Genomic DNA, 24,335 nt, shown 5'->3' on the forward strand with positions numbered 1-24,335 from the left:
CTTATTGACCGATCGCATCGAGAAACTGATACCAGCCGGCGACCATGCGCACGGCGGGCTCGCGCAGTGGATAGAACGGGATCGTCTTCATGCGCTTGACATCGAGCAGGCCGACATCGGGCGACTCGCCACGCACGAAGGCGGCGAGATAGCGACCCATCAGGCTCGACATCGCAACGCCGGCGCCGTTGTAGCCCATCGAGACCAGCGTGCGGTCGTCGATCCGGCCGATATGCGGCACCGAGTCCAGCGTCATCGCCACGAGGCCCGACCATTTATATGCGAGCGGAACGTCGGCCAGATCCGGGAAGATGCCGACCATCGCCTTGCGCAGCGCGTCGAATGCGGCTTGCGAGTCCTGCTTGCCGAAGGCGCCGCGCCCGCCAAAGATGACGCGATTGTCGACCATGCGGAACCAGCGCATCATGCGCTTGGTCTCGGTGTAGGTGCGCCCCGTCGGCATCAGCTTTCCAGCGAGATTGCGCGGCAGCTGCTCGGTCGCAACCATGGCGCTGCGGAACGGGATCAGCGTCCGCTGCATGTGCGCGGTTGCATCGGTGAGGTCGGAATAACTGTTGGTGGCGATGATCGCCTGTTTTGCGCGCACCGCACCTTGCGGCGTTTCGGCGACGATACCGCCGCTATCGCGCCGCAGCCTCACCACCGGCGATTCCTGGAAGATCGGGACACCGCGGCTCGCGACGCCATTTGCAAGGCCGCGCAGATAATTCAGAGGATGGATCCCGCCCGAGCCGGGATTGAGCACGCCGCCGACAAAGATGTCGGAACCGGTCTCCTCGCGCACGCCGGTCTTGTCGAGGATGCGGACCTCGGCAGAACCCATCTCGCGCGTCATCCAGTTGGCTTCGTCGATCGCGGCCTTGAGCGTCGTCTCGTTATGCGCGGCCTTGACCTGCCCCGTGCGGGTCAGGTTCGCGCTGGTGATGCCGAACTCCGAGACCAGCTCCTCGACCATGTCGGTCGATTCATGCGCGATCTCATACATCCGCCGTGCCATGGCGCGGCCATGCACGGCATCGATCTCGCGGAACGACAGGCGGAATTTTGCGGTGATCACGCCGCCATTGCGCCCGCTCGCACCCCAGCCCGGGCGGTTCGCTTCCAGCACGACCGGCGACAATCCGCTCTTGGCGATGTGATGCGCGGCGGAGAGGCCTGTGTAGCCCGCCCCGATGATCACCACATCTGCCTGATGCTCGCCTGACAGGACGGGAAACGCACGTGCCGGCTCCGCCGTGGCTTCCCACAGCGAGTTGGCCGATGGCAGCGCGCTCCAGTCTCGTGTCATGCCCGCACTCACGGATTTAGATCGCAGGCCCGATGGCCGCGTCGGCCAGCGCCTTCAGCGTCGGGAAATGGAAGTCCGGCTTGGTCAGCGTCTCCACCGCCGGCGTGCCGCCAAAACCGGCGATGCCCTGGCGGCGCTCGATCCAGCACACCTTGTAACCGAGTTGTCGCGCGATCCCGATGTCGTGGTACTGGCTCTGCGCAACGTGCAGGATGTCGGACTGCTTGTAGCCGAAGGCTGACTGGCGCCCCTTGTTGTAGGCGAAGAACTCCGGGTTCGGCTTGGCAACGCCGGTGTCGTCGGCGCAGACAGTGTCGTCGAAGGGATTGCCGAGCGCGTGCGCGTAGCAGGAGAGCGCGACGCGGTCCGCATTGGTCATCGCCACCAGGCGGAACTTCGTCCGCAGGCGCTTGAGCGCCTCGACCGAATCCGCGAACGGCCCCCAGCGCAGCACGGCGAGCTGGAACACGTCGCAGGATGCATCGTCAGCCGGCAGCCCGAGTTCCGTGGCGAGATAGCGATAGACGTGGAACATCACCTCGCTCGAACGCTCATAATGCTTGTCGCGGCCACGCTTGTAGGATTCGAAGATCACGTCGTCGCTGAGCTCGGCCGGTGTCTTGCCCGAGATCCGGCGCACCGCGGAGAGCACGCCGGTCTCGAAATCGATCAAGGTGCCGACGACGTCGAAGGTGAGAACCTTGAAATTGCTGAACGAGGCTGCTGACGACATTTTTGGCTTCTTCTCTCGGTTGAACAAGGCTGGCTTCAGTCCACCCTGGGCACGACGATGGTGTCCTCGGGGTGGAGGGTGACGGTGAGACTGCCGCCAAGCGGCGGGATCCGGCTGTAGGCCTGGTGATAGCTCGGCTGGCGCAGGCTGAGCGCGATGCCATCAGTGAGCGCCAGGAAGATGCGCAGGCTCTCGCCCTGGTAGACGATGTCGGTGACCGTCCCGGTCAGGCGGTTGCAGGCGGCATCCTGCGCGCCGTCGTCGATCAGCAGCTTTTCGCTGTGCACGGCGAGCATCAGGGCGTCACCGGAGGGAATGGCGCGGGCGCTGCGCAGCAGCGCGTTGCCGAGCGCGACGCTGGAGGCATCGACACGGTGAACCGGCAGCATCGTGGCTTCACCGATGAAGCTGGCGACAAAGGAATCCGCGGGATGATCGTGCAACCGCTCGGGCTGGTCGATCTGGATCAGCCGGCCGTCCTTCATCACGGCGACGCGGTCGCTCATGGTCAGCGCCTCGCGCTGGTCATGGGTGACATAGATGATGGTGGCGCCGATGCGCCGGTGCAGCGCGCGCAGCTCGATCTGCATGGATTCGCGGAGCTGCTTGTCGAGCGCGGAAAGCGGCTCGTCCATCAGGATCAGGCGCGGCTCGAAGATCATGGCGCGCGCGAGCGCGACGCGCTGGCGCTGGCCGCCGGAGAGCTGTGCGATGCCGCGCCCCTCATAACCGGCGAGCCCGACCATCGCGAGCGCCGCCCGCACCTTGTCCGGCCAATTCGCTTTCGGCAGGCGGCGCGCACGCAGAGGAAAGGCGACGTTCTCGCCGACGCTCATATGCGGGAACAGCGCGTAGTTCTGGAACACAACGCCAATGTCGCGCTTGTGCGGCGGCATCCAGGTGACGTCACGGCCGCCGAACAGGATCGTTCCGCTCGAGGGCAGGATGAAGCCGCCCAGGATGCCGAGCAACGTGGTCTTGCCGGAGCCGGAGGGACCGAGCAGCGAGACGAACTCGCCGGCGCCGACATTGAGGGAGACGTCGTCGAGGGCGCGAACGGCGCCGTACGCCTTGCTCGCGGACCTGATCTCGACGCTTTCCGCTCGTTTATCCAACGATCGACCTCGCCATGTCCCTAGCTGGCGTGCCTCACTGCGCGCCATAAGCCTGCTTTATAGACAGGGTAGTTGACGCACTCGCGATCGAGGCGTGCACCGCACCATCTCTTCTCTCGCAAGGCCTGTCTTTAGGCTGTCATGCCAATGACAACAGACTTGGCAAAATCCGGCAATTGCCAAATTCTCACCGCGCCCATAACATGGCGTTATGCCAGAGTTGCGCCGGATGCTGCCCTCGAGTAACGCCCTGTTCGTCTTCGACGCAGCGGCGCGCAATGGCAGCTTCACAGCGGCGGCGGCTGAATTGAACGTCACGCAGCCCGCGGTGAGCCGGATGCTCGGCCAATTCGAGGAGCATCTCGGCGTCCGCCTGTTCGACCGCAAGGCGGGCCGCGCGGTGCTCACCGAGGAAGGCGAGCTGCTTTATCGGCGCGTGCTGGAGGGCTTTCGCAGCATCGAGACCGGGCTCGTCGAGATCGAGCGGCGCCGCAAGGGCACCGAGACGGTGACGCTCTCGGTCTCCTCCGCCTTCACCACGCACTGGCTGATGCCGCGCATCGACAAGCTCCAGAAGCAATTTCCCGAGGTCGATCTGCGCTTCCAGCTCATCTCCGGCGCGCTGCGCGGGCCGGTGGAGAATGTCGATCTCGGCATGCGCTTTCGCGACCGCGACGAGCCGTCATCCGGCGGCACGCTGGTGATGAAGGAAGTGATGCTGCCGATGTGCAGCCCCGGTTATCTCGGCGAGACCGATCCCACCGAAGGCAACACCATCATTCGCCTCGCCGAGACGCCGGGCGACTGGGCCGCGGACTACGCCTCGCTGCTCACCGGCCGCCGCGGTGCGGCCAAGGCGCTGAGCTTCACCGACTATGCCGTCGTGATGCAGGCCGCCCTGCTCGGCCAGGGCATCGCGCTCGGCTGGCTGACGGTGGCCTCGCACTGGTTATTGACCGGCGCGCTGGTGCCGGCCTCCGACCGGCTGACCACCACGCGGCGCATCTGCGAATTTCTGCCGCCGCGCAACCGGCCGATGCGCCCCATCGCCGCCGAAATCCGCGACTGGATCATCGCGCAGATGAAAAGCGAGATCGCCGCGATCGATCGGCTCTATCCGAAGCTCGACGCGATGGCGGCGTGTTATTGAGCGGGGAGGCTCTTCTCCCTCCCCGTCATTGCGAGCGTAGCGAAGCAATCCAGAATCCCTCCGTGGAAAGACCCTGGATTGCTTCGCTACGCTCGCAATGACGGCATGGATGGAGCTTCGGCTCCTACCGATGCTCGATCGCGCGGATCGCGCCGCGGAGTTCGGCGAGGCCGCGCAGGCGGCCGATGGCGGTGTAGCCGGGATTGGTGCGCTTGGTGGCGGCGAGATCATCGAGCATACGGTGGCCGTGATCGGGACGGAACACGATTCGCTTGTCGGGCGCGCGCCGCGCGTTCTCTTTCAAAAGCGCCTTCAACACCGCGACCATGTCGACGTCGCCGTCGAGATGATCGGACTCGTAGAAGGACAGGCCGTCGGCCTCACGCTTGGTCGCGCGCAGATGCGCAAACGCGATGCGCGGGCCGAAGCGTTCGGCCATCGCGGGCAGGTTGTTCTCCGCGCGCACGCCGAGCGAGCCCGTGCACAGGCAGATGCCGTTGGCCTTCGACGGCACGGCATCGAACAGCGCCTGATAGTCGTCGGCGGACGAGGCAATGCGCGGCAGGCCGAACAGCGGCCGCGGCGGATCGTCCGGATGCAGCGTCAGCGAAACCCCGAGTCGCTCGGCAACCGGCGCGACGCGCCCCAGGAACTCGGCGAGATGCTGCCGCAGGATCTTCGGCGTGATGTCGCGATAGGTCTCAAGCCGGTCGCGGAATTGCGGGATCGTCATCGGCTCGGTGGTCGAACCGGGCAACGCGCTGGCGATGACCATGACGAGGTAGTCGATATCGGCCTGGCTCATCTGGTCGAATAGCGCTTTTGCGCGCGCCTGCTGCTCGGGCGAATAGTCCTGCACGGCGGCGGGGCGCTTGAGGATATGCAGCTCGAATGCCGCAAAGCGGTCCTGGTCGAAGCGCATGGCGCGGGCGCCGTTCGGCAGCTCCCATTCAAGATCGGTGCGGCACCAGTCGACCACGGGCATGAAATTGTAGCAGATGACCTTGATGCCGGCGGCAGCGACCGCCTCCAGGCTCGCGATCCAGGCCTCGATGGACTTTGTCGCCTTGCCGCCGAGCCGTTTGACGTCGTCGGGGATCGGAATCGATTCCACCACCGACCAGGTCAGTTGCGAGCGGCCGGGCTGGCCGTTCTCGATGAAATTCTTGCGCTCCTCGACCGCCTTGCGCGTCCAGGCTTCCCCGATCGGCACCTGATGCAGCGCCGAGACGATATCGGTCGCCCCGGCCTGCCTGACATCATCGAGCGAGACCGGATCATCTGGCCCGTACCAGCGCCATCCCTCTAGCATCATGGGAGTTCCCTCCAATCAATTCGCGGTCAACACGACCTTGACGCTCTGCGAGCGGTCGAGCGCGAGCCGCAATGCGTCCGGCGCAGTCGACAGCGGCCGCTCGGCGGTGACCAGCGACAGCACGTCGACGCTGCCGGCGCCGATCAGCTCCACCGCCGTCAGGAACTCGAGCCCGAAGCGGAACGAGCCGCGCAGGTCGATCTCCTTTGCCATCACCGCATTCGACGGCGTCGGGATCTGGCCACCCGGCAGATTGCCGATCTGCACCACCACACCGCCGCGTCTGACGATGCCGATCGCGCTCGCAAGCCCCGCGGCCGTGCCCGAGACCTCGAACGCGACGTCGTAGGGACGCGACGCCGCCTGCGCCTTCAGGCCATCCTCACCGCCCGCAACATTCTCGACATGCGACGCGCCGAGCCGGGTCGCGAAGGCCAGCGGTGCCGGCGCGATGTCGGCGACCGTGACGTCGGCCATGCCGGCGCGGTGCGCGGCGAGCATGGTCAGAAGCCCGATCGGACCGGCGCCAAAGATAATGCCGCGCTTGCCCTCGATGTTGCCGGCGCGCGCCACTGCGTGCAGGCAGACCGCGAGCGGCTCGGCGAGGGCCGCGGCCTGATACGACACGTGATCGGGAATCTTCACGCACTGCGCCGGGATCGCGTCGAAATAATTGGCGAAACCGCCCTGCATGTGCGGCGTCTTCGAGGCCGAGCCCATGAAGTAGATGTTCTCGCAGAGGTTCGGGCGGCCCTCGCGGCAGGCGACGCAATGGCCGCACCAGCGCGACGGATTGACGGCGACACGGTCGCCGACCTTGAGGTTCGCCGCGGAGCCGGAAATCTCCACGACCTCGCCCGAGATCTCATGGCCGAGCACGAGCGGCGACTTCACTACGAAATCTCCGGTCCGGGCATGACGGAAATAGTGCATGTCCGAGCCGCAGATGCCGCCGGCACCGAAGCGGATGCGCACCATGCCGTCCGCGAGCTTGTCGAGCGGATGCTCGATCATACGCAGATCTTCGGGGCCAAACAGGGTTGCGGCGAGAGCGGTAGAGGTCATTTGGAAAGTCCCATGTATTTTGGCAGCCAGAGGGTCAGTTCGGGAATGTAGGTGATCGCGATCAGCGCGAGCATCAGCGGCACCAGCCAGGGCAGGATCGCAACCGTCGTGCGCTCGACCGAGAGCTTTGCCACGCGGGCGAGCACGAACAGCACCATGCCGAGCGGCGGATGCAGCAGGCCGATCATCAGGTTCAACGTCATGATCAGACCGAAATGGATCGGATCGATGCCGAGCTTGAGCACGATCGGCAGCAGGATCGGCACCAGAATGGTGATCGCCGCCGTGGTGTCGATGAAGCAGCCGACGAACAGGATCAGGACGTTGGCGAGCGCCAGAAACACCCATTTGTTGTGGGTGATACTGAGCATCCAGTCCGAGAGCATCTGGGCTGCCTGCGACACCGTCAGCAGCCAGGCGAAGATCGAGGCCGCCGTGACGATGAACAGCACCGAGGCCGTGGTCTCGATCGTGTCGAAGGTCGCCTTCGCGACCGTCTTCAGCGTCATGGTGCGGTAGCGCACGAGACCGAGGAACAGCGACCAGATCACCGCGGCAACCGCGGCTTCTGTCGGCGTGAACCAGCCGAGCGTCATGCCACCGATCAGGATCACCGGCGCCATCAGCGCCATCACCGCCGAGAAGTCAAAATACCAGTCGATCGCGAGCAGCGTGCCGAGACCGATGACCACAGCCATGTTGACCGACATGCCGGCAAGCACCATCAGCCAGATCGAAAGCGGGAACGCCAGCACGATGAGGATCTCGAGGCCGGCTGAGCCGAGCTGCGGCCATGAGAAGGGTGTATCGCTGCCCCATTTGTTCTTGTGCGCAAAGTAGGTGACGGTGGCCATCATGAACAACGTCAGGACGATGCCGGGAATGACGCCGCCCAGGAACAGTGCGCCGATCGAGACGTTGGCCATCATGCCATAGATCACGAAGGGCAGCGACGGCGGGATGATCGGCCCGAGTGTCGCCGACGCCGCGGTGACTCCGACCGAGAACTCGGTGGAGTAGCCGTGGTCCTTCATCGCCTTGATCTCGATGGTGCCGAGCCCGGCGGCGTCTGCGATCGCGGTGCCGGACATACCGGAGAAGATCACCGAGCCGATGATGTTGACGTGGCCGAGGCCGCCGCGCATCCAGCCGACCAGCGCGACCGCGAACTTGTAGATGCGGCCGGTGACGCCGGCAATGTTCATGAGATTGCCGGCCAGGATGAAGAACGGCACGGCGAGCAGCGGAAAGCTCTCGACGCCCGCGATCATGCGCTGCGCCAGCGTGACGTCGGGCGTCACGCCGCTGACCAGGATGTAGAGCAGCGACGACGCGGCCATGGCAATCGCCACGGGAACGCCGAGCAGCATCAGAATGAGAAAGCCTCCAAGCAACAGCAGCATGATGTTATCCTTCCGATCCGTCGTAGGCGCCGGGGCGTTCGAGGACCGAGTAGCCTTGCCGCCAGTTCTGCACCGCGACCTGCACCGAGCGTGCGAACATCAGCACGAAGCCGAGCAGCACGGCGTAGTAGACGTAGTCCTTGGGAAGATTGATCGTGGTCATGGACTCATCGCCGATGATCTGGATGTAGACCCAGACCAGCTTGATGGCGTAGCCGAAGAAGGCGATCCGAATCAGGTCGATCGCGGTCGACAGCGTGCGCCCCACGGGTTGCGGCAGATAGCGGTAGATCAGGTCGACCTGGATGTGCCGCGACAGCCGTACGCACATCGAGGAGCCGATGAAGACCACGCCGATCAGGCAGTAGGTCGCGATCTCCTCGGTCCAGGCATAGCTGTCGTTGAGCACGTAGCGGGTGAAGAACTGGAGGAAGACGGCGAGCGCCATCACCCAGAAGATCGCGAGCGCCACCCAGTCCTCGAAAGCGTAGACGCCGAGATCGACCTTCGGCGTCGCCTCCTCCTCGAAGGTATGGGCGATTTCGTCCCCGGTGATCTGCCGGTGCACTTCGGCGGTGGACATGGGTTACTCCTCAAACTGGCTCCGTCGTTCCGGGATGGTGCCTCAGCACCAGACCCGGAACCTCGAGATCCCGGGCTCGGTCCTACGGACCGCCCCGGGATGACGACTACGTCGTCACTTCACCGCCTGGATGCGTTCCCAGTCGGCCTTGCGATAGCCGAAAGTCTCGAACGGAACGTTCTTCAGCACGGTGTCGCGGAACTCGTTCTTGTCGACCTCGGTCACGGTCAGGCCCTTCTCCTTGAAGAAGGACACCAGCTTGGCCTCGTTCTGCTTGATCTCGCCGGTCGCCTTGGCGGCGGCCTCCTGTGCGACGTCGGTGAAGATCTTCTTGTCCTCGTCGCTGAGCTTCTTCCAGAGCGCGCCCGCCACCACAGTGTTGAGATGGTCGACGATATGACCGGTCAGCACGATGTGCTTCTGCACCTCGTAGAACTTCTTGGCTTCGATCGTCGTCAGCGGATTCTCCTGCGCCTCGACAGTGCCGTTCTGGAGCGCGAGATAGACTTCGGCGAACGCGATCGGCGCGGTGTTGGCGCCGCAGGCACGCGGCATCGCCAGGTAAGCCGGAACGTCGGGCACGCGCATCTTCAGACCCTTGAGGTCGGCGCAGGTCTTGATCGGCTTGTTCGACGAGGTCTGGCGCACGCCGTAATAGGTCACCGCGACGATGTGGTGGCCGCTCTTGTCCTCATAGCCCTTGGCGAGTTCCTTGAAGATATCGCTCTTGGTGTAGGCGAGGAGATGATCGGCATCGCGGAACGTATAGGGATAATAGGTCACGCCGATCGGCGGAAAGCTCTTGGCCGCGAAGCTCGAGCCGGAGATGATGATGTCGACAGAGCCGAGCGAAAGGCCCTGGTTGATGTCGGCCTCCTTGCCGAGCTGCGAGGCCGGATAGACGTCGACCGAATAGCGCCCGTTGGTGCGCTTGCCGATCTCCTGCGCGGCCCAGACCGACGCGGTGTGGAACGGCTCCGAGGTCTCGTAGACATGGGCCCATTTGAGCTTGGTCTGCGCCATGCCGGGATTGGTCGCCGCGAACATTGCCGCGACCGACGTCGCGAGCACCATCGTCATCTTCTTCAACACTGACTTATCCTCCACTGACTAAAGTCTGCTTCTTGTTCACCCGTCCCGAAGTGGATACGGGCCGCTCAATCTCATCGCCGCCGTGCGCCGCTGCTCGCAGCCCGCTTCTTCGGTGCAGGTTTCGGTTTTGATGGCTTGGCCGGTGATCGCTCCGTGCGGCTGCGCCCGGAAGACGATCCCGCCGCGTTCTCGGCACCGAAGTTCTGTGCAAAGCGCTCCTGGGAACGCGCCAGATGAGTGCGCATGGCCTCGCGCGCGGCGTCCGGATCGCGCGCCGCAATCGCATCACGCACGGCGCGGTGCTCGTCGAGCGCCGTGCGCCAGGTGCCCGGGCTTTCGAAATAATGCGCAAGCTGCGCGAAATAGGGATTGAGACGCTGGTCGAACAGCTCGCCGACCACGCGCACCAGAACGGCATTGCCGAGACTTCCGGCGATCGCGACATGGAAGGCCCGGTCGTGCACCATCGAGGCTTCGCCGGGATGCTCGACATTCTCCATCGCGACAAGGGAGGCATCGATGCGCGCGACGTCGTCCTTCGTCGCCACACGCGCGGCCTGCTCTGCAATGGCGCTTTCGAGGAATTCGCGGGCGCGCAGCAGCTCGAACGGACCTTCGATGCCGGAGGCCGGAAGCGCGGGCGCGGCATCCGCGGGCTCGGTCACGTAGATGCCGGAACCGACGCGGATGCGGACGCGCCCCTCCACCTCGAGCGCAATAAGGGCTTCGCGCACCGTCGGGCGCGAGATCTTCAGCTGCTCGGCGAGCTCACGTTCGGTCGGCAAGCGGCTGCCGACCGCGTACTCGCCGCTGTCGATCAGGCTTCGCAATTGATCGGCGACCTGGCGATAAAGCCGTCTCGCCTCCACAGCTTCCAGCGGCACGCTGGTCCTCCCCGAAAGGGTCTCGCAGGGGAGGCACCCCCGGCGGCCCGCCAATTTTGAAAAATTGGTCTTACCAATTGACCGGAGCATTGACCGAGGACAGGTGCCATGTCAAGCAGCAGCAAAGCAAGGGGAGACGTCCATGCGCCTTGGCCGCGCCAATCTCGACCTGTTGCCGCCGGCTATCCGCCGCCCGGCCTATGACCGGTCGCGCGTTACGCCCGGTATCGTGCATCTCGGCCTCGGCGCGTTTCATCGCGCTCATCAAGCGGTCGTCATCGACGACTGCCTCGCCACCGGCGCCGCGTCATGGGGCATCGTCGGCGCGAGCCTGCGCAGCCCGGATACGCGCAACGCCCTCTCTCCACAGGATCATCTCTATACGGTGGCCGTACGTGCCGCCGAAGGCACCGAGCACCGCGTGATCGGCGCGCTGCTCGACAGCGTCGTCGCGCGCGAGAATCCGGCGGCGCTGGTCGAGCGGATGGCCGATCCGTCCATCCGCATCGTCTCGCTCACGGTCACCGAGAAGGGCTATTGCCACACGCCGCAGACCGGCGATCTCGACGAGCGGCATCCTGATGTCGTGCACGATCTCAACAATCTCGACGCGCCGCGCTCGGCGCCGGGCTTCATCGTGGCCGCGCTGGCGCGCCGCCGCGCACAGGGACTTCCGCCCTTCACGGTGCTGTGCTGCGACAACCTCGCCGCCAACGGCCACACGGTGCAGCGGATCGTGACGCAGTTCGCTGCGCTCCGCTCCAGGGATCTCGGCAAGTGGATTGCCGACACGGCCGCCTTCCCCTCGACCATGGTCGACCGCATCGTGCCGGAGACGACGGACGCGGACCGCGATGCGGTCTCGAACGCTCTCGGCCTGCGCGACGCCTGGCCGGTCATGACCGAACCCTTCACGCAATGGGTGGTCGAGGACCGGTTTACGGCAGGCCGGCCCGATCTCGCCGCCGCGGGCGTCGAGCTAGTCACCGACGTCAAGCCGTTCGAGCTGATGAAGCTGCGGCTGCTCAACGCCAGCCATTCCGCGCTGGCCTATCTCGGCTATCTCTCAGGCTACGAGACCATCGCCGACACCATGCAGGATCCGCATTTCGCCCGTCTCGCCGCGCAGGTGATGGAAGAGGCCGCGGTGACGCTGACGATGCCTGCTGGCACTGATCTTTCCGCCTACCGTGCTTCGCTGCTCAAGCGCTTCGCCAATCCGGCGTTGCATCACCGCACCTGGCAGATCGCGATGGACGGGTCGCAAAAGCTGCCGCAGCGCCTGCTCGGCGCGATGCAGGATCGCCTCGCCAAGAACCTGCCGATCGCGACGCATGCGCTCGCCGTGGCCGGCTGGATGCGCTACGTCACCGCGCTCGACGAGCAGGGCCGCGCGATCGACGTGCGCGATCCGCTCGCCGCCGAGTTCGCCGCGCTGGCGCGCGAGGCCGGTCCCGTCGCCGAGAAGCTCGCGCCCAAATTGCTTGGCGTGGAAAAAGTGTTCGGTCCATTCGGCGCCGATCCGCGCCTGCGCGAGGCCGTAACCGCAGCGCTGGGCCGTCTCTATCAGGATGGCGCGCGGCGTGCCGTGGAGACGCATGTTTCGGCGTGATCACAAAGCAGGCAATGCTGCACTGCGGTCAAAGTCGAACGCAAAATCGATCGGAAGTCGCGCTTGATTTTTGCCTGTCATTGGCTCACCCGAGAGCGATGGCAAAGGACAACAAGGTCATCGCCGCGAACGCGGCCTTCTACGCCGCCTTTTCAACGGGCGACTTCAACGAAATGGAGCGGATGTGGGCGGATGACGACGCCATTTCCTGCATCCATCCCGGCTGGCCGGCCATCATCGGCCGCGCCACCGTGATCGGCAGCTGGCGCGACATCCTGCAAAATCCGGAGCGGCCGCAGATCGTTTGCGCCGAACCGCAGGCCATCGTCGACGGCGACAGCGCCCGCGTGCTCTGCATCGAGATCGTCGACGGCACCGCTTTGGCCGCAGCCAACCATTTTCGGCGCGTTGGCGACGGCTGGCGCCTGGTGCATCACCAGTCGAGCCCGATCGCGCAGATTGTCGAGCAGGCTGAAGACGATAGCCCGAGCCACCGGGTCCACTGACCGCGGCGGGCCGGCCGGCGCTTTCTACTGTGCATGGGGTTGTTTTTCAGTTTTTTGTTTTGAGCCCCCGAGTTCCGACAGATCATCCAGCACGAACCGTGCATCGCTGAAATCATCGTCCCGGAAGAACATGCTGCGCGTGATGAGCACCGGAATGTTCGCCCGCGAGGCCGCGATCAGGCCATTGGCGGAATCCTCGATCGCGACGCAGTCTGAAGCCTCCAGCTTCAGCCGCGCCAGGGTTTCGAGATAGACATCCGGCGCGGGTTTCTTGTGCCGGACGTCGTCGCCGGCGACGACCGCATCGAAATCCGCAGCCCAGCGGCTCCCCAGCGCTTGCGATAGCAGCGCATCGATGTTGCCGTGCGAGGTGGTGGTCGCGATCGCAAGCCGCTGGCCGCGCGCCTTGGCCGCAGCGATCAGATCCGCCACGCCCGGCCGCAGCGGACAGCAGCCGGTCTCGATCAACTCGGCGTAATGCAAGGTCTTGACGCGATGGAGCTCTGCGATGCTCGCATCCGACAATGGCGAGGCGATCCACAGCCTTTCATGATAGGCGCGGACCCGCTCCTTGCCGCCCGTCACCCGCAGCAGGTTCTTGTAGACGGCGCGGTCCCAATGCCAGTCGAGACCGTGGCGGGCGAAAGCGTGGTTGAAGGCCCGCCGATGCAGTTCCTCGGTTTCGGCCAGCGTACCGTCGACATCGAAGATCAGCGCGGCGGCACGCTGGATCAGTTCGACAGCATCGCCGGGCGCTAAAGCTGGCACTTCTGCCTGCATGAACAATGCCCCTCCTGACGCTCCTGTCATAGGCGAGCATCGCCTGCATTGGTGGGCGAGTAAAATTGCAATATCTTTTGCCGGACCCAAAAATCTCTTATGAGCAAAGGGCGCGCAGCTAGCGCGACCGGGAACTCCGACCAGCACGGCAGGCGCATGCGGCTCTTCATCCTTGGCCTCGGCTACAGTGCCCGGCACTTCGTCCGCCAATTCGGCGGCAGCTTCTCGCATATCGCCGGCACCGTGCGCGATCCCGGAACGCGGGATGACCTTGCCGGCATCGAACTCCATGCCTTTTCCGGAAGCAGTCCAGCACGCGAGACGGTCGAACGTATCGGCGAGGCCGATGTCCTTCTCATCTCGATCCCGCCTGGCAGCACCGGCGACCCTGCCATCGCGGCCTTCGGCGACATGCTGGCGACGGGCCGCCGCAAGGTGGTCTATCTCTCCACCATCGGCGTGTACGGCGATCACGCGGGCGGATGGGTCGACGAGAGCACGCCACCGCAGGCCACGCTCGACCGCACGCGCATGCGGATCGCTGCGGAGCAGGCCTGGACCGACACGACGCGCGGCGATGCCGCGATCCTGCGGCTTGCCGGCATCTACGGCCCCGGGCGCAACGCGCTGGTGACGCTGCGGGCGGGGACCGCCCGGCGCATCATCAAGCCGGGGCAGGTCTTCAACCGCATCCATGTCGACGATATCGCAAGCGCGATCATGGCCGCGGTGAAACATCGTAGCGGCAGCACCTGGAACGTCTGTGACGACGAGCCGACGCCGCCGCAAGACGTGATCGCCCATGCCGCAAAGCTCATGGGCGTCGCGCCACCGCCCGAAGAGCCGTTCGAGACAGCGGAGATGTCGGCGATGGCGCGCAGCTTCTATGCCAGCAGCGCCCGCGTCGCCAACGCGAAACTGAAGCGCGAGCTCGGTGTTACGCTTGCCCATCCGACCTACCGGCACGGCCTGGACGCGCTGTGGCGGGCCGGCGAAGGACGATAGGCTATCCTGACGGCGTCGCGCCGGCGGTCGATTGCGGCGGTGCCTGCTCGTTCGCGACGATCGGCGACTACATCCGCGTCGGGCAGATGCTACTCAACACAAGACATCGTCGATGACCCGATGACGAAGTGAGACCGCACCTTGGATACAAGGAGGGCGGCCATCAAGGCCGCCCTCTTGAGATTCGGCGTCAGCTCAGCACGCCATATTTCTTGAACCAGGCCTGGGCCTGCTTCCAGGCATCTTCCGCCGCATCCTTGCGGTAGCTGCCGCGGTAGTCGGCATGGAAGCCGTGCGGCGCCTCCGGATAGATCTTGAATTCGGCCGTCTTCTTGTTCTGCTCGAGCGCGGCCTTGAGCTGTTCGACCTGAGCGACGGGAATGCCGGTATCGGCGCCACCATAGAGGCCGAGCACCGGCGCCTTCATCTCGGGCGCGAGCTGCATCGGGCTCTTCGGCCACAGCGGATTGGCGGGGTCGACCACCGTGCCGTAGAACGCAACGCCCGCCTTGAGGGTGCCGCCGTGGGCGGCATATTCCCACACGGTGCGCCCGCCCCGGCAGAAGCCGACGATGCCGAGCTTGGCGGTGTCGCCGCCTTGCGATCCCGCCCAGGCCACCGTCGCGTCGAGATCGGACAGCAGCTCCGCGTCCGGTTTCGCGTTGACGATCGGCAGCAGATCCTTGATGTCGGCGACCTTGGTGAGGTCAGTGCCCTTGCGGAAGTAATAATCGGGCGCGACCGCGAACGCGCCAAGCTTGGCCAGACGCCGCGTCACGTCCTTGATGTATTCGTGCAGGCCGAAAATCTCCATCGCCACGATGATCACCGGCGCCCTGGTGTTGCCGGCCGGACGCGCGAAATAGGCGGGCATCTCCTCGGAGCCGACCTTGATCCTGGCGTCGCCGGCCTGGAGGCCGCTGGTGTCGGTCGCGATCACCTCGGCGCGGACCGGCCCGGCCGCAAGCGTGTAGCCGGCAGCGACCGCCGCCGTCGCGCTCATGAATCCGCGACGCGAGACCGGCGCGACTTTCGTCAGCCCGACGACGTCGGATGTCATGGTGGTTTCGAAGCTCATCGGTCTATCCTTCCTGATTCCTGGCCCTGATCGTTCGGGCGGCGCATTCGCCGATAGTTGCCGGCGAAACGCAAATCACCAGCCTGCGAGCGCGCCGCCCTTCTGGCTTGTCTCTACAATCCAAAGGCCGTTGCCGACCAGCAATGGCGAAGGCCCGCGTTGGAAACACATGAAGCGAATTCGGCGCGTGGGCCGAACGTATTTCGGATTTAACCGTCTGGCTGCATTGCAGCGCAACATCCATTAACTGCGAACGGTGGTTCTCTCACCACCGTTTTCGCTGCCACGAGTTGCAGACGCTCCGGCTGTGCCCACGATTCGAAACGTCCTGCGGCAACAAATGGGCTCCGCGGTGGCCGTGGCGACACATCATGTTGCTCACACGCGGCACGAGACCGGAATCTTGCGGGAAAAACTCGGTCATTTGACTGAAATTTTCCGAAGAGTTGAGCCGTACGATTTACTCGAACTTTCTGTGTGACGCTCTAGTTCCACGTTCGAAACCTCCATCTCCAGAACGGAGAAGCGTCTACCAAGCGCGGTTCGTCGTCCTCTTCGAGCGAAGGATCGCTCGACAAGATTCATTCTCGCCCTCCCAGATTGCGCGACCAAAGACGCAATTGAATAAAGCTTTATCCGATCCGGACTTGAAATGATTTTAGCTCGTGAAGCGATTGAATTGTTGGGGCAGATGGCCCGCATCCTGTGGTTCGAAGGCACCAAGCATGGCTTGCGCGACCGCGAATGGATGGCCCTGCGCTTTCTCTCCCGCGCCAACCGTTTCTCGCGGACGCCCTCGGCGCTCGCGAGCTATGTCGGCACCACGCGCGGCACTGCCTCTTTCATCATCGGCGAGCTCGAGCGGCTCGGATATCTGGAGCGAAAGCGCTCGGCCACGGACAAGCGATCGGTGACGCTGAGCGTGACACAGCAGGGCAAGAAGTTCCTGGTGCGCGACCCCATCAGCGTTCTCCTCGAGCCGATCGCCGTCCTCGACGACGAAACCAAGGTCCGCTTTCGCGACACGCTCCGGCACGTGCTCGATCAGGCAGACGCGGCCGAGCAGCGGCACCATACCGACGTTTGCAAGCGGTGCATCTTCCTGCGCGAGGATCGCACCGGCACGGAAGGCAAGGCGGCCGCCGAGTTCAGCTGCCGCCTGTTTCGCGCACCGATCGCGGAGGCGGAAATCGATCTGCTATGCACCAGCTTCGAGCATCACCGCCAATAGAGGACGGCCTTCGATCACGGCGTTGCCTTGCGCGACGAGTAGATGACGCCACCGCTGGACTCCACCACCAGACGGCCGTTCTCGTTCCTGATTTCCTCGATGCGGCCAAGGCCGGGCACCTGCTGTCCCAGCACAGCCTCGATGACGCCGTTCGGACTTTGCAGGATCGCAATCCCCTCATAGGCCTGACGGACGGACCAGCCCTTGACCACCTTCCGCGGCGCGGACGGGGCCACCGAGCCGGTGATCTCGGGCGCAGCAACCGAGGCCATCATCGGCATCGTCTGCGACGGCGGTTGCACAGCAACGGTCGTCGGCGCCTGGGCTTGGACCTGGGCCTGGGCCTGAGCCTGCGCAAGCTTGTCGAGCTTCACCGTCGAGGATGAGCTCACACGCTCGATACGATCCAGGTTCTCGCCGAACCTGCCGAAGCGGTCATTGGTCGCCTTGCTCGACTGATCGACCGCGGTGCGCAGGCCGTCGAGATTTTCGGACACGCCCGAGACCTGCTTGCGCAGCTGCGCGACGGTCTCGCGCAGATTCCTGATCTCCGTATTGGCGGCAACGTTGCTCTGGGCGGGCTGCGTGGTGAGATAAGCAATCACGCCGGTGCAGGCGCAGACCACCAGGATCGCGGCGACCGCCAGGGTTGCGAGCGGCACAACCCATGTCGGACGCGGCGGCGGCGGCTTGGCGACGATCACCGCCGGCTTGATTACAACTGGTGCAGGCTTCGGTATCGCCATCTTGTCGAGGCGCGCCTTGGCGCGAATACGCTTCAGCCCCTCGAGCGCCTCTTTCGCCAGAGTTTCGTCGTTCGCCGCAGCCGCCACACGCTTTGCATTTGCAGCGGGCTTGGCCGTCTGTGTCGTGTTTGCATCGCGCGCTTCCGGAGCCGGCTTCGCCGCCGCGGAAACATCAGCGGTCGCGTTGGGGCGAGCTTGTCCATCGGACAACATGTGAAAATGCTCCGTTCGGTTCGATCTATCGAACGGTGAAGTTATTTGCCGAAGCTTGCCTGAAACGTGCGCAACGAAAACTTTTCATCGCGCGCGATGCGACGTCACATGAGTCAAAAGCGTCATGCACGTGGCGAGAGTGCGACTCGAAAGACACACACTCGCCAAGATTTCGCCAAGCTGGAGTCGCCTCGCCGTACATGAGTCGAATTGTCGCATGTGGAAACATGAGCAGGAGAGTCAATCCGGGGTTGAAAACCCCTCCATGCGCGTGACCCGCAGCACCCGATAAAACAGCTGTGATTATACGGGGATGCGGAACCTTAGAAACGCTACGGTGCAAAACTAGTTCGGATATCAAATCAACTGATGCGGTCAGATATACAAAGAAACAACTCGAAACAAATCATTAGCATCAAGCACGTGTAGCAATCGCTTTGTTCCGCGCGCTTGATCGGAAATCGGCAATTGTTACGGTCCTACCAAGTGATTCTCGCCAGTTGGCGAGGAGATCGACACAGTTCAGTGGCGTTCGGACCTGATAGGCAACTTGGCGCAACTGTTCTAGGTCGCTGTCTCAATCCGCTCCGCGGGGTGATCCGTAAGACACCCGCCGAGCCTCACGCAGTAAGCGTTCAGTATCGAGTCGAAGTAGCAGGCCTGCACACGCAGGCACTGAATGCGTAGGGCTGCCCGCGAATATCGAAACCATAACAACGGTTCGCGGGAAGGAATGTCGTCAAACAGCATCGTTGCCGAGCCGGGCATCACAACAACCATCCGGCCGCGACAAGTGCGAAACAGGGGCGAAAGACTAATGTATATCATCGTTGATGATCGCGAGAGCGTCACGAACAGCTACGTCGGAGGGCTCGTTCGCGAAGGTGTATCGTCGATCGGCTTCTCCTCCGGAGAATTCTGGGACTGGCTGCAATCTGCGAGTGAATCGGATCTGGCTGCGGTCGACGCCTTCCTCCTCGGGGATTGCGACGCCCGCGGAAGCCTGCCGCGGGCGATGCGCAAGCGCTCCTCGGCTCCCATCATCGCCATGAGCGGCCAGAAGATGCTCAAGAACACGCTTGAGCTGTTCGAATCGGGCGTCGACGACGTCGTTCATGTGCCGATTCACCTGCGCGAGATCCTCGCCCGAACGGCCGCAATCGCGCGCCGCCGGGTGGGCGAGCTGCCGAGGCCCTGCGAGACCAGGATCCAGGTCTTCTTCAACGGACGTGACCCCGAGATCGCGGGCCACGCCCTCACCCTGCCCCGCCGCGAGCTGCGCATTCTTGAATATATGGTCAGCAACCACGGCAAGTGGATCACCAAGACGCAGATCTTCAACGCGGTCTACGGCATCTTCGAGTCGACCTTCGACGAGAGCGTGATCGAGAGCCACGTCAGCAAGCTGCGCAAGAAACTCCGCGACCGCCTCGGCTTCGACGCGATCGTGGCCCGGCGCTACGTCGGATACCGCCTCGACATTCCGGCCGGCGAGACGACCGCCATCGACGTGCCGATGCAGGAACTGGACGAGGTCGGCATCCTCCTGAACAGGGCACATGCCGCCCCGGCGGCGTACCCGGCCGGAAACTGACGCGGCAGGGCAACGCCACGAAACCGACAACGGCCTCTGCGGAGTACCCTTCGCAGAGGCCGTTGCACTTTCAGCGATAGAAACGGTGGAGCAGACGGCGGGCCCCGCGACGCAGGCGCCGCGGCACGGGCGTCGATTTGCTGCTTTGCACGAGGCGGTATCCAGCTCGCACGAAAACGCTACTGCTTCTGGAATTCTTCCTTCGAAACGTAGTTGAAGTCCTCGACCAGGACGTCCTGGACGATGTCGGCCTGCATCCGCTCGTTGACGCGCTGCTTGATGGCCGTCGTGAGGATGGAGAGGTCGTAACGGGCGAGCTTCCTGAAATCGAGGCGGTCGTCGGCATAGATCCTGCGGAAAGCTTCGTCGACGACGAACGGCTCCGGCGGGACGTTGAGCTGGTGCATGGTCCGCGCCTCAACGGTGTAGACGAAGCGCGCCACGATGTAGCCCTGCACGTTGCCGCCCTCGACCATGGGCACGCTGAGCGCCCGCGTCTTCTGGTATTGGAGGCCGTCGAGATACTCCTCCTTTGCCGGCAGCAGGCTGCCGTTCTCCTTCCAATAGGCCACGGCATAGCTCGTGCCCGCCGTGAGGATGCAAACCCAGAGCCCGGCCAGCACGAGCCTGATCATTTTCCGTCCCGTGCTGTGCGGCCGGTATAGGTGCCGTCGGACTCGGCATCCTTGATCGCCTTGACGATGATGGTCGCGACCTCGCGCACCGCATCGTAGTGCATTTCGAGGATGGAACGGTTTCGCTCGAGCTTCTCGCGCAACCGCTGGATCTCCTCGGTGATCTCGACCTCGCTGCCGAGATGCATCCGTGCCCGCATCAGGCGGACGAATTCGAGCATGCTCCGGCTCTTCCGGGCGCTGAAATCGTCGAAATCGATCTTCTGGCCCGTAGCGAGCGCGACCGTCTCTTCTTCGACGATGTTCTCGAGCCGGCGGATTGCAGACAACAAGCCGCGCACCTCGTCCGATCTCGCCTCGTCAGTGCCGTCGTTGACCACGTCATTGCCGACATTCGGCAGCAGCGCGGGCAACAGTGCATCGCCCGACGCAACTTCCATCGTCATCGCCTCGGTGTCCATGACCGGCTGCTCCACCACCAGGGCCGCCGCGCCTTCTTGTGCCTGCATAGGAAATTCACCCCTCAACTTCTGTCACCCATTCCCGGATCACGATCCGGCCTTCCCCGTAACGTCAGGCCCCGCTGGCTGAGCAGCGGCGAGCTGCTTGGCAATGCCAATGCCCTTGCCCTTTGCCAGCTGCGCACCGAGCTGCTCCGCCAGCATCGACTTCCAGACGCCGCCGGCCGTGCCCTTGCCGAAGACCTCCTCCGAATCCTTCGGCAGCATCGTCTCGACGAAGGTCTGGAGAATGAACGCCTCGAACTTCCGGTACACCTCGCCGGATGCGGGCGCCTTGATCACCTGCACGGGCGGTCCGTTCACAGCCGTCGACTGCGCCTCGGCCACCTTCGCCACGGATTGATCGGCAGTCGCCGCCTTGGCCTTGCCGACCTCCGCGTCCATCGTGGCGGCGAAATCGGCGTTCGATGATTTCAGCGCATCGAGCTTCGCCGTCGCCGCGCGCTGCGCCACGGGATCGGCGGCCTCGAGGACATCGAGAACGAGGTCGGGTGTCGCTGTCACGATCATGTCTTGTTCCGGCTGGCTGGCCGTGGCGTCCAGTCGCGCACGGCGGGGCTCATTCCCATCATCTCTTCGAGCGAGCGCGCTTCCGCGTCGCGAAGCTTGTCTGCGAGCGCGACCTTCGCGACCTGCTCGAGCTGTTTCACACGGCGGCTCTCCGAGCGGACCTGGTCAAGCTGCTGCGACGCCTGCGCCTGGACCGCACGCGCATCGACGCTCGTCCTGTTCAGGCGCCGCGCGATCGATTCGCTCGACGACCCCGCCGGCGGCTTCCCCTCGTTGAGGGCCCCCACCAGCCATTCCTGCTCGTCCTGCAAGCTGCGCTCCTGCTGCCGCAGATGCGCGAGCTGCCATTCGGACAGCCGGAGTTGAAGCTTCACCAGCGAGACCATCCGGCCGAGCTTGTCCGCGCGCGAATTCATGACCGATCACTCCGCCAGCCACGACGAGACGCCGAGCATGAACTGCGTCAAGAGCTCGTCGCTGGTGAGGTAGAGCAGCAGGAAGCCGCCGAACAGCACGAAGGGCACCGAGATGAAATAGACCGGAATCGCCGGCGTCAGCTTGTTGATCAGGCCGACCGCGAGGTTGACGATGACCGAGTAGACGATGAAGGGGCTCGTGATCCGCAGCGTCAGCACGAACGCCTCGGACAGGCGGCCGACGAGCTGGTCGAGCGCCATGCTGCCGCCGATCCTGTTGCCGGGCTGCCAGACGTCGTAGGAGTTCATCAGCCCGCGCAGGACCTGCCAGTGCTGATCGGTCATGAAGAACAGCGTGGTGACGGCGGCCATGATCAGCGGCACCAGGGCCGGCGCCGGATCCGTGTCGCCGACCGGCGTTCCCGGGATGTTGCTCAGCCCGATCGCGCTCGCCATCACGGTCGCCATGGTCTGGAGCGCGAGGAAGAACACGCGCCCGCCGAGCCCGATGACGCTGCCGACCACGAGCTCGGAGCAGATCAGGAGCGCGAGAGTCAACGGCGCGGCGTTGTCGGTCAGAGGTTTCAGGACCGCGATCAGGATCGGCGTCAGCGCAAACGTGGTGACCAGCGCGACGAACAGGCGGACCTGGGCCGGAACGTTGACGCTGGAATAGCCGGGCACGAGCATCAGGCAGGCGCCGATGCGGCAGAACACGATGAACGTGACCAGCACGCTGTCGGCAAGGCCGGCGATCACGAGACGGCTCCGAGCGCCCTGATCTCGGCACTGCGGGCAACCTCGACATGCGAGAGGATCGGCAAGGTCGGGAACACCCGCTCCAGGATCATCCGGACATAGGGGCGGGCTTCGGGGGTCACCGCCAGAACCACGCTGGTGCCGTTCTCGGTGAATTTGCGGATCGCGGCACTGGCTTCGGTCGCGAATTGCTCGATCAGGCGCGGGTCGGCGTCGAACTCGACGACGTCGCCCTTGGCGTCGCGCTTCAGGCTCTGGTGGAACGCCAGGTCCCAGCGATTGCCGAGGCGGACGACATTCAGCACGCCGTTGTCGGAGAGGTCGCCGCAAATCTGCTGGGCAAGGCGCGTCCGCACATGCTCTGCGACCTGCTCGGAGCGCCGGACATGGGGTGCGATCTCGGCAATGGCCTCCAGGATCAGATGGAGGTTTCGGATCGACACGCGCTCGGCCAGCAGGATCTTCAGGATCGCCAGCAGGCCCGAATAGGAGATCTGCGACGGGCAGAGATCCTCGACCAGGCGCTTGTATTCGGGTTCGAGACGGTCGAGCAGCCCGCGCATGTCCTTGTACGACAGCAGCTGCGCGAGATTTGCCCTGAGCACTTCGCTCAGATGCGTGAGCAGAACCGACAGATTGTCCACGGGTTTGCAGCCCTGACGCTTGACCTCGTCGGTGAACGCCTCCGTCACCCACAGCGCCTTCATGCCGAAAGCGGGTTCGATCACCTCTTCGCCGGGCACGTCGGGCTTGCCGTCCTTGTCGACGAGCACCAGCACCTCGCCGAGCCGGAGCTCGCCATGGGCGACGCGCGTGTCGTGGATCCTGATCTGGTATCCCTTGGGATCGATCGACAGGTTGTCGCTGAGCTTGATCTCGGGAACCACGAAACCATACTGCTTCGCGAACTTCTTCCGGATCTTGCTGACCCGGTGCGCAAGCTCGGTGCGCGAGCCCAGCATGTGAACCGAAAGATGACCGCCGAGCGACAGCTCGATCTCCGCGGTCTTGAGCGACTCCTTGACGGAGTCCTTGGCCTCGGCCTGGGCGCGCTCGTCGGCCTTGCGCGCATCTTCCTTCTGCTTCAGGGCCGCCTGCTGCTTCGGCAGCGAATAGCCGACGAAGGCCATGACGCCGCCGAGCAGCACGAAGGGCGCCATCGGCAGACCCGGCATCAGGCCGAGCACGAACATCATCAGCGCGGCGGCAGATACCGCGCGGGGATAGCCGCCGAGCTGCCGTAGCACGGCCTGCTCCGCCGAGCCCCTGGTGCCGCCCTTCGAGACCAGCAGGCCCGCCGACAGGGACACGATCAGGGCCGGCATCTGCGATACCAGACCGTCGCCGACCGAGAGTTTTGTGTAGACGTCGGCGGCGCGCGACAGGGTCAGGCCGTGATGAGTCACGCCGATGATGATGCCGCCGAAGATGTTGATCGCGGTGATGATCAGGCCGGCGATGGCATCGCCGCGGACGAATTTCGAGGCACCGTCCATGGCGCCGAAGAACGCGCTCTCCTCTTCGAGCTCGCGGCGCCGGCGCTGGGCCTCCTTGTCGTCGATCAGGCCCGCGGAGAGATCGGCGTCGATCGCCATCTGCTTGCCGGGGATGGCGTCCAGGGTGAAGCGGGCGCCGACTTCGGCGATACGCGTTGCACCCTTGGTGATCACGACGAAGTTCACCGTCACCAGGATGGCGAAGATGATCAGGCCGATGACGAAGTCGCCGCCCATGACGAACTTCGAGAAGCCGGCAACGACGTGGCCCGCAGCCTGCTCGCCTTCCCCGCCGCGCGACAGGATCAGACGGGTGGTCGCGACGTTCAGCGCCAGGCGCAGGATCGTCGCAATCAGCAGCACGGTCGGGAACGCGGAAAAATCGAGCGGCCGCTGGATCCACAGCGCAACCATCAGGATCAGCGCCGACAATGCGATCGAAATCGCAAGTCCGAGGTCGATCAGGATCGGCGGTATGGGCAGGAACAGGATCGTGAGCATGGCCACGATACCGCCCGCGAAAAACGCGTCGGCCCCCAATCGTCGCGGGGTCGGCAGGCTAGCAGCTAACGTATCGGCCATGG

General features: G+C 64.4%; 24 protein-coding genes. 6 read left to right on the forward strand and 18 right to left on the reverse strand.

Annotation, left to right across the window (positions count from 1 at the left end; translation table 11 throughout):
* Position 1: 1 nt before the first annotated feature.
* Genes NLM15_RS36465 through NLM15_RS36475 form a run of 3 tightly spaced genes read right to left on the reverse strand, consistent with a single transcriptional unit; the run spans position 2 to position 3,157 of the window.
* Positions 2 to 1,309: an FAD-binding oxidoreductase gene (locus tag NLM15_RS36465; protein ID WP_254122752.1), complete on the reverse strand. Its 1,308-nt coding sequence runs from the start codon at positions 1,307 to 1,309 to the stop codon at positions 2 to 4.
* 16 nt (positions 1,310 to 1,325) lie between these two features.
* Entirely contained in the window at positions 1,326 to 2,042 is a 717-nt protein-coding gene (locus NLM15_RS36470) for an HAD family hydrolase (RefSeq protein WP_254122753.1), read from the reverse strand.
* 35 nt (positions 2,043 to 2,077) lie between these two features.
* Complete coding sequence (locus NLM15_RS36475; protein WP_254122754.1) at positions 2,078 to 3,157, reverse strand: ABC transporter ATP-binding protein; 1,080 nt, start codon at positions 3,155 to 3,157, stop codon at positions 2,078 to 2,080.
* A gap of 211 nt (positions 3,158 to 3,368) precedes the next feature.
* Between NLM15_RS36475 and NLM15_RS36480 the strand changes: the two genes are divergently transcribed.
* Complete coding sequence (locus tag NLM15_RS36480; protein WP_254122756.1) at positions 3,369 to 4,307, forward strand: LysR family transcriptional regulator; 939 nt, start codon at positions 3,369 to 3,371, stop codon at positions 4,305 to 4,307.
* A 124-nt stretch (positions 4,308 to 4,431) separates the two neighbouring features.
* On the opposite strand, the gene uxuA is transcribed toward NLM15_RS36480, so the two are convergent.
* The 6 genes from uxuA to NLM15_RS36510 form a co-directional block, all read right to left on the reverse strand.
* Positions 4,432 to 5,622 (reverse strand): mannonate dehydratase, encoded by a 1,191-nt coding sequence (uxuA, locus tag NLM15_RS36485; RefSeq protein WP_254122758.1) that lies wholly within the window; start codon positions 5,620 to 5,622, stop codon positions 4,432 to 4,434.
* Positions 5,623 to 5,637: 15 nt separating this feature from the next.
* Complete coding sequence (locus NLM15_RS36490) at positions 5,638 to 6,687, reverse strand: L-idonate 5-dehydrogenase (protein ID WP_254122760.1); 1,050 nt, start codon at positions 6,685 to 6,687, stop codon at positions 5,638 to 5,640.
* On the reverse strand, positions 6,684 to 8,090 hold the full coding sequence (locus NLM15_RS36495) for a TRAP transporter large permease (RefSeq protein WP_254122762.1): 1,407 nt from the start codon (positions 8,088 to 8,090) through the stop codon (positions 6,684 to 6,686). The genes NLM15_RS36490 and NLM15_RS36495 overlap by 4 nt, the downstream gene beginning before the upstream one ends.
* Before the next feature lie 4 nt (positions 8,091 to 8,094).
* Complete coding sequence (locus tag NLM15_RS36500; protein WP_254122764.1) at positions 8,095 to 8,673, reverse strand: TRAP transporter small permease; 579 nt, start codon at positions 8,671 to 8,673, stop codon at positions 8,095 to 8,097.
* A gap of 114 nt (positions 8,674 to 8,787) precedes the next feature.
* Complete coding sequence (locus tag NLM15_RS36505; protein WP_254124596.1) at positions 8,788 to 9,747, reverse strand: sialic acid TRAP transporter substrate-binding protein SiaP; 960 nt, start codon at positions 9,745 to 9,747, stop codon at positions 8,788 to 8,790.
* An 89-nt stretch (positions 9,748 to 9,836) separates the two neighbouring features.
* Entirely contained in the window at positions 9,837 to 10,649 is an 813-nt protein-coding gene (locus NLM15_RS36510) for a FadR/GntR family transcriptional regulator (RefSeq protein ID WP_254122766.1), read from the reverse strand.
* Positions 10,650 to 10,791: 142 nt separating this feature from the next.
* Here NLM15_RS36510 and NLM15_RS36515 point away from each other — a divergent pair, with 142 nt between their 5' ends.
* A complete protein-coding gene (locus NLM15_RS36515) occupies positions 10,792 to 12,261 on the forward strand; it encodes a mannitol dehydrogenase family protein (RefSeq protein WP_254122768.1) in 1,470 nt (489 codons plus the stop codon).
* A gap of 98 nt (positions 12,262 to 12,359) precedes the next feature.
* On the forward strand, positions 12,360 to 12,767 hold the full coding sequence (locus NLM15_RS36520) for a nuclear transport factor 2 family protein (RefSeq protein ID WP_254122770.1): 408 nt from the start codon (positions 12,360 to 12,362) through the stop codon (positions 12,765 to 12,767).
* A gap of 24 nt (positions 12,768 to 12,791) precedes the next feature.
* Here the strand turns inward: NLM15_RS36520 and NLM15_RS36525 are convergent, their stop codons facing one another.
* Entirely contained in the window at positions 12,792 to 13,547 is a 756-nt protein-coding gene (locus NLM15_RS36525; protein WP_254124598.1) for an HAD family hydrolase, read from the reverse strand.
* A gap of 156 nt (positions 13,548 to 13,703) precedes the next feature.
* Here NLM15_RS36525 and NLM15_RS36530 point away from each other — a divergent pair, with 156 nt between their 5' ends.
* A complete protein-coding gene (locus NLM15_RS36530) occupies positions 13,704 to 14,552 on the forward strand; it encodes an SDR family oxidoreductase (RefSeq protein ID WP_254122772.1) in 849 nt (282 codons plus the stop codon).
* A 190-nt stretch (positions 14,553 to 14,742) separates the two neighbouring features.
* Here NLM15_RS36530 and NLM15_RS36535 read toward each other — a convergent pair whose 3' ends face one another.
* Positions 14,743 to 15,630, reverse strand: a complete 888-nt coding sequence (locus NLM15_RS36535; RefSeq protein ID WP_254122774.1) for a dienelactone hydrolase family protein — start codon at positions 15,628 to 15,630, stop codon at positions 14,743 to 14,745.
* Positions 15,631 to 16,282: 652 nt separating this feature from the next.
* Between NLM15_RS36535 and NLM15_RS36540 the strand changes: the two genes are divergently transcribed.
* Complete coding sequence (locus NLM15_RS36540) at positions 16,283 to 16,861, forward strand: MarR family winged helix-turn-helix transcriptional regulator (RefSeq protein WP_254122775.1); 579 nt, start codon at positions 16,283 to 16,285, stop codon at positions 16,859 to 16,861.
* A gap of 14 nt (positions 16,862 to 16,875) precedes the next feature.
* On the opposite strand, the gene NLM15_RS36545 is transcribed toward NLM15_RS36540, so the two are convergent.
* Complete coding sequence (locus NLM15_RS36545; RefSeq protein ID WP_254122776.1) at positions 16,876 to 17,820, reverse strand: hypothetical protein; 945 nt, start codon at positions 17,818 to 17,820, stop codon at positions 16,876 to 16,878.
* 817 nt (positions 17,821 to 18,637) lie between these two features.
* Here NLM15_RS36545 and NLM15_RS36550 point away from each other — a divergent pair.
* Positions 18,638 to 19,414 (forward strand): response regulator transcription factor, encoded by a 777-nt coding sequence (locus tag NLM15_RS36550; RefSeq protein WP_254122777.1) that lies wholly within the window; start codon positions 18,638 to 18,640, stop codon positions 19,412 to 19,414.
* Between the two features lie 179 nt (positions 19,415 to 19,593).
* Here the strand turns inward: NLM15_RS36550 and NLM15_RS36555 are convergent, their stop codons facing one another.
* Genes NLM15_RS36555 through flhA form a run of 6 tightly spaced genes read right to left on the reverse strand, consistent with a single transcriptional unit; the run spans position 19,594 to position 24,333 of the window.
* The gene (locus tag NLM15_RS36555; RefSeq protein WP_254122778.1) at positions 19,594 to 20,049 is read right to left on the reverse strand and encodes a hypothetical protein; all 456 of its coding nucleotides are present in this window, start codon (positions 20,047 to 20,049) and stop codon (positions 19,594 to 19,596) included.
* Positions 20,046 to 20,558 carry a flagellar biosynthesis protein FlgN gene (locus NLM15_RS36560; RefSeq protein ID WP_254122779.1) on the reverse strand — a complete coding sequence of 171 codons (513 nt, stop codon included), beginning with the start codon at positions 20,556 to 20,558 and terminating at the stop codon, positions 20,046 to 20,048. Before NLM15_RS36560 ends, NLM15_RS36555 begins: the two co-directional genes overlap by 4 nt.
* A 39-nt stretch (positions 20,559 to 20,597) precedes the next feature.
* Positions 20,598 to 21,080: a rod-binding protein gene (locus NLM15_RS36565; RefSeq protein ID WP_254122780.1), complete on the reverse strand. Its 483-nt coding sequence runs from the start codon at positions 21,078 to 21,080 to the stop codon at positions 20,598 to 20,600.
* Positions 21,077 to 21,496, reverse strand: coding sequence for a hypothetical protein (locus NLM15_RS36570; protein ID WP_254122782.1), 420 nt, complete (start codon positions 21,494 to 21,496; stop codon positions 21,077 to 21,079). Before NLM15_RS36570 ends, NLM15_RS36565 begins: the two co-directional genes overlap by 4 nt.
* 6 nt (positions 21,497 to 21,502) lie before the next feature.
* Complete coding sequence (fliR, locus tag NLM15_RS36575; RefSeq protein ID WP_254122784.1) at positions 21,503 to 22,255, reverse strand: flagellar biosynthesis protein FliR; 753 nt, start codon at positions 22,253 to 22,255, stop codon at positions 21,503 to 21,505.
* Positions 22,252 to 24,333 (reverse strand): flagellar biosynthesis protein FlhA, encoded by a 2,082-nt coding sequence (flhA, locus tag NLM15_RS36580; RefSeq protein ID WP_254122786.1) that lies wholly within the window; start codon positions 24,331 to 24,333, stop codon positions 22,252 to 22,254. The genes fliR and flhA overlap by 4 nt, the downstream gene beginning before the upstream one ends.
* Positions 24,334 to 24,335: the final 2 nt, after the last annotated feature.

The organism is Bradyrhizobium sp. CCGB20, assembly GCF_024199855.1.
Classification (GTDB): domain Bacteria; phylum Pseudomonadota; class Alphaproteobacteria; order Rhizobiales; family Xanthobacteraceae; genus Bradyrhizobium.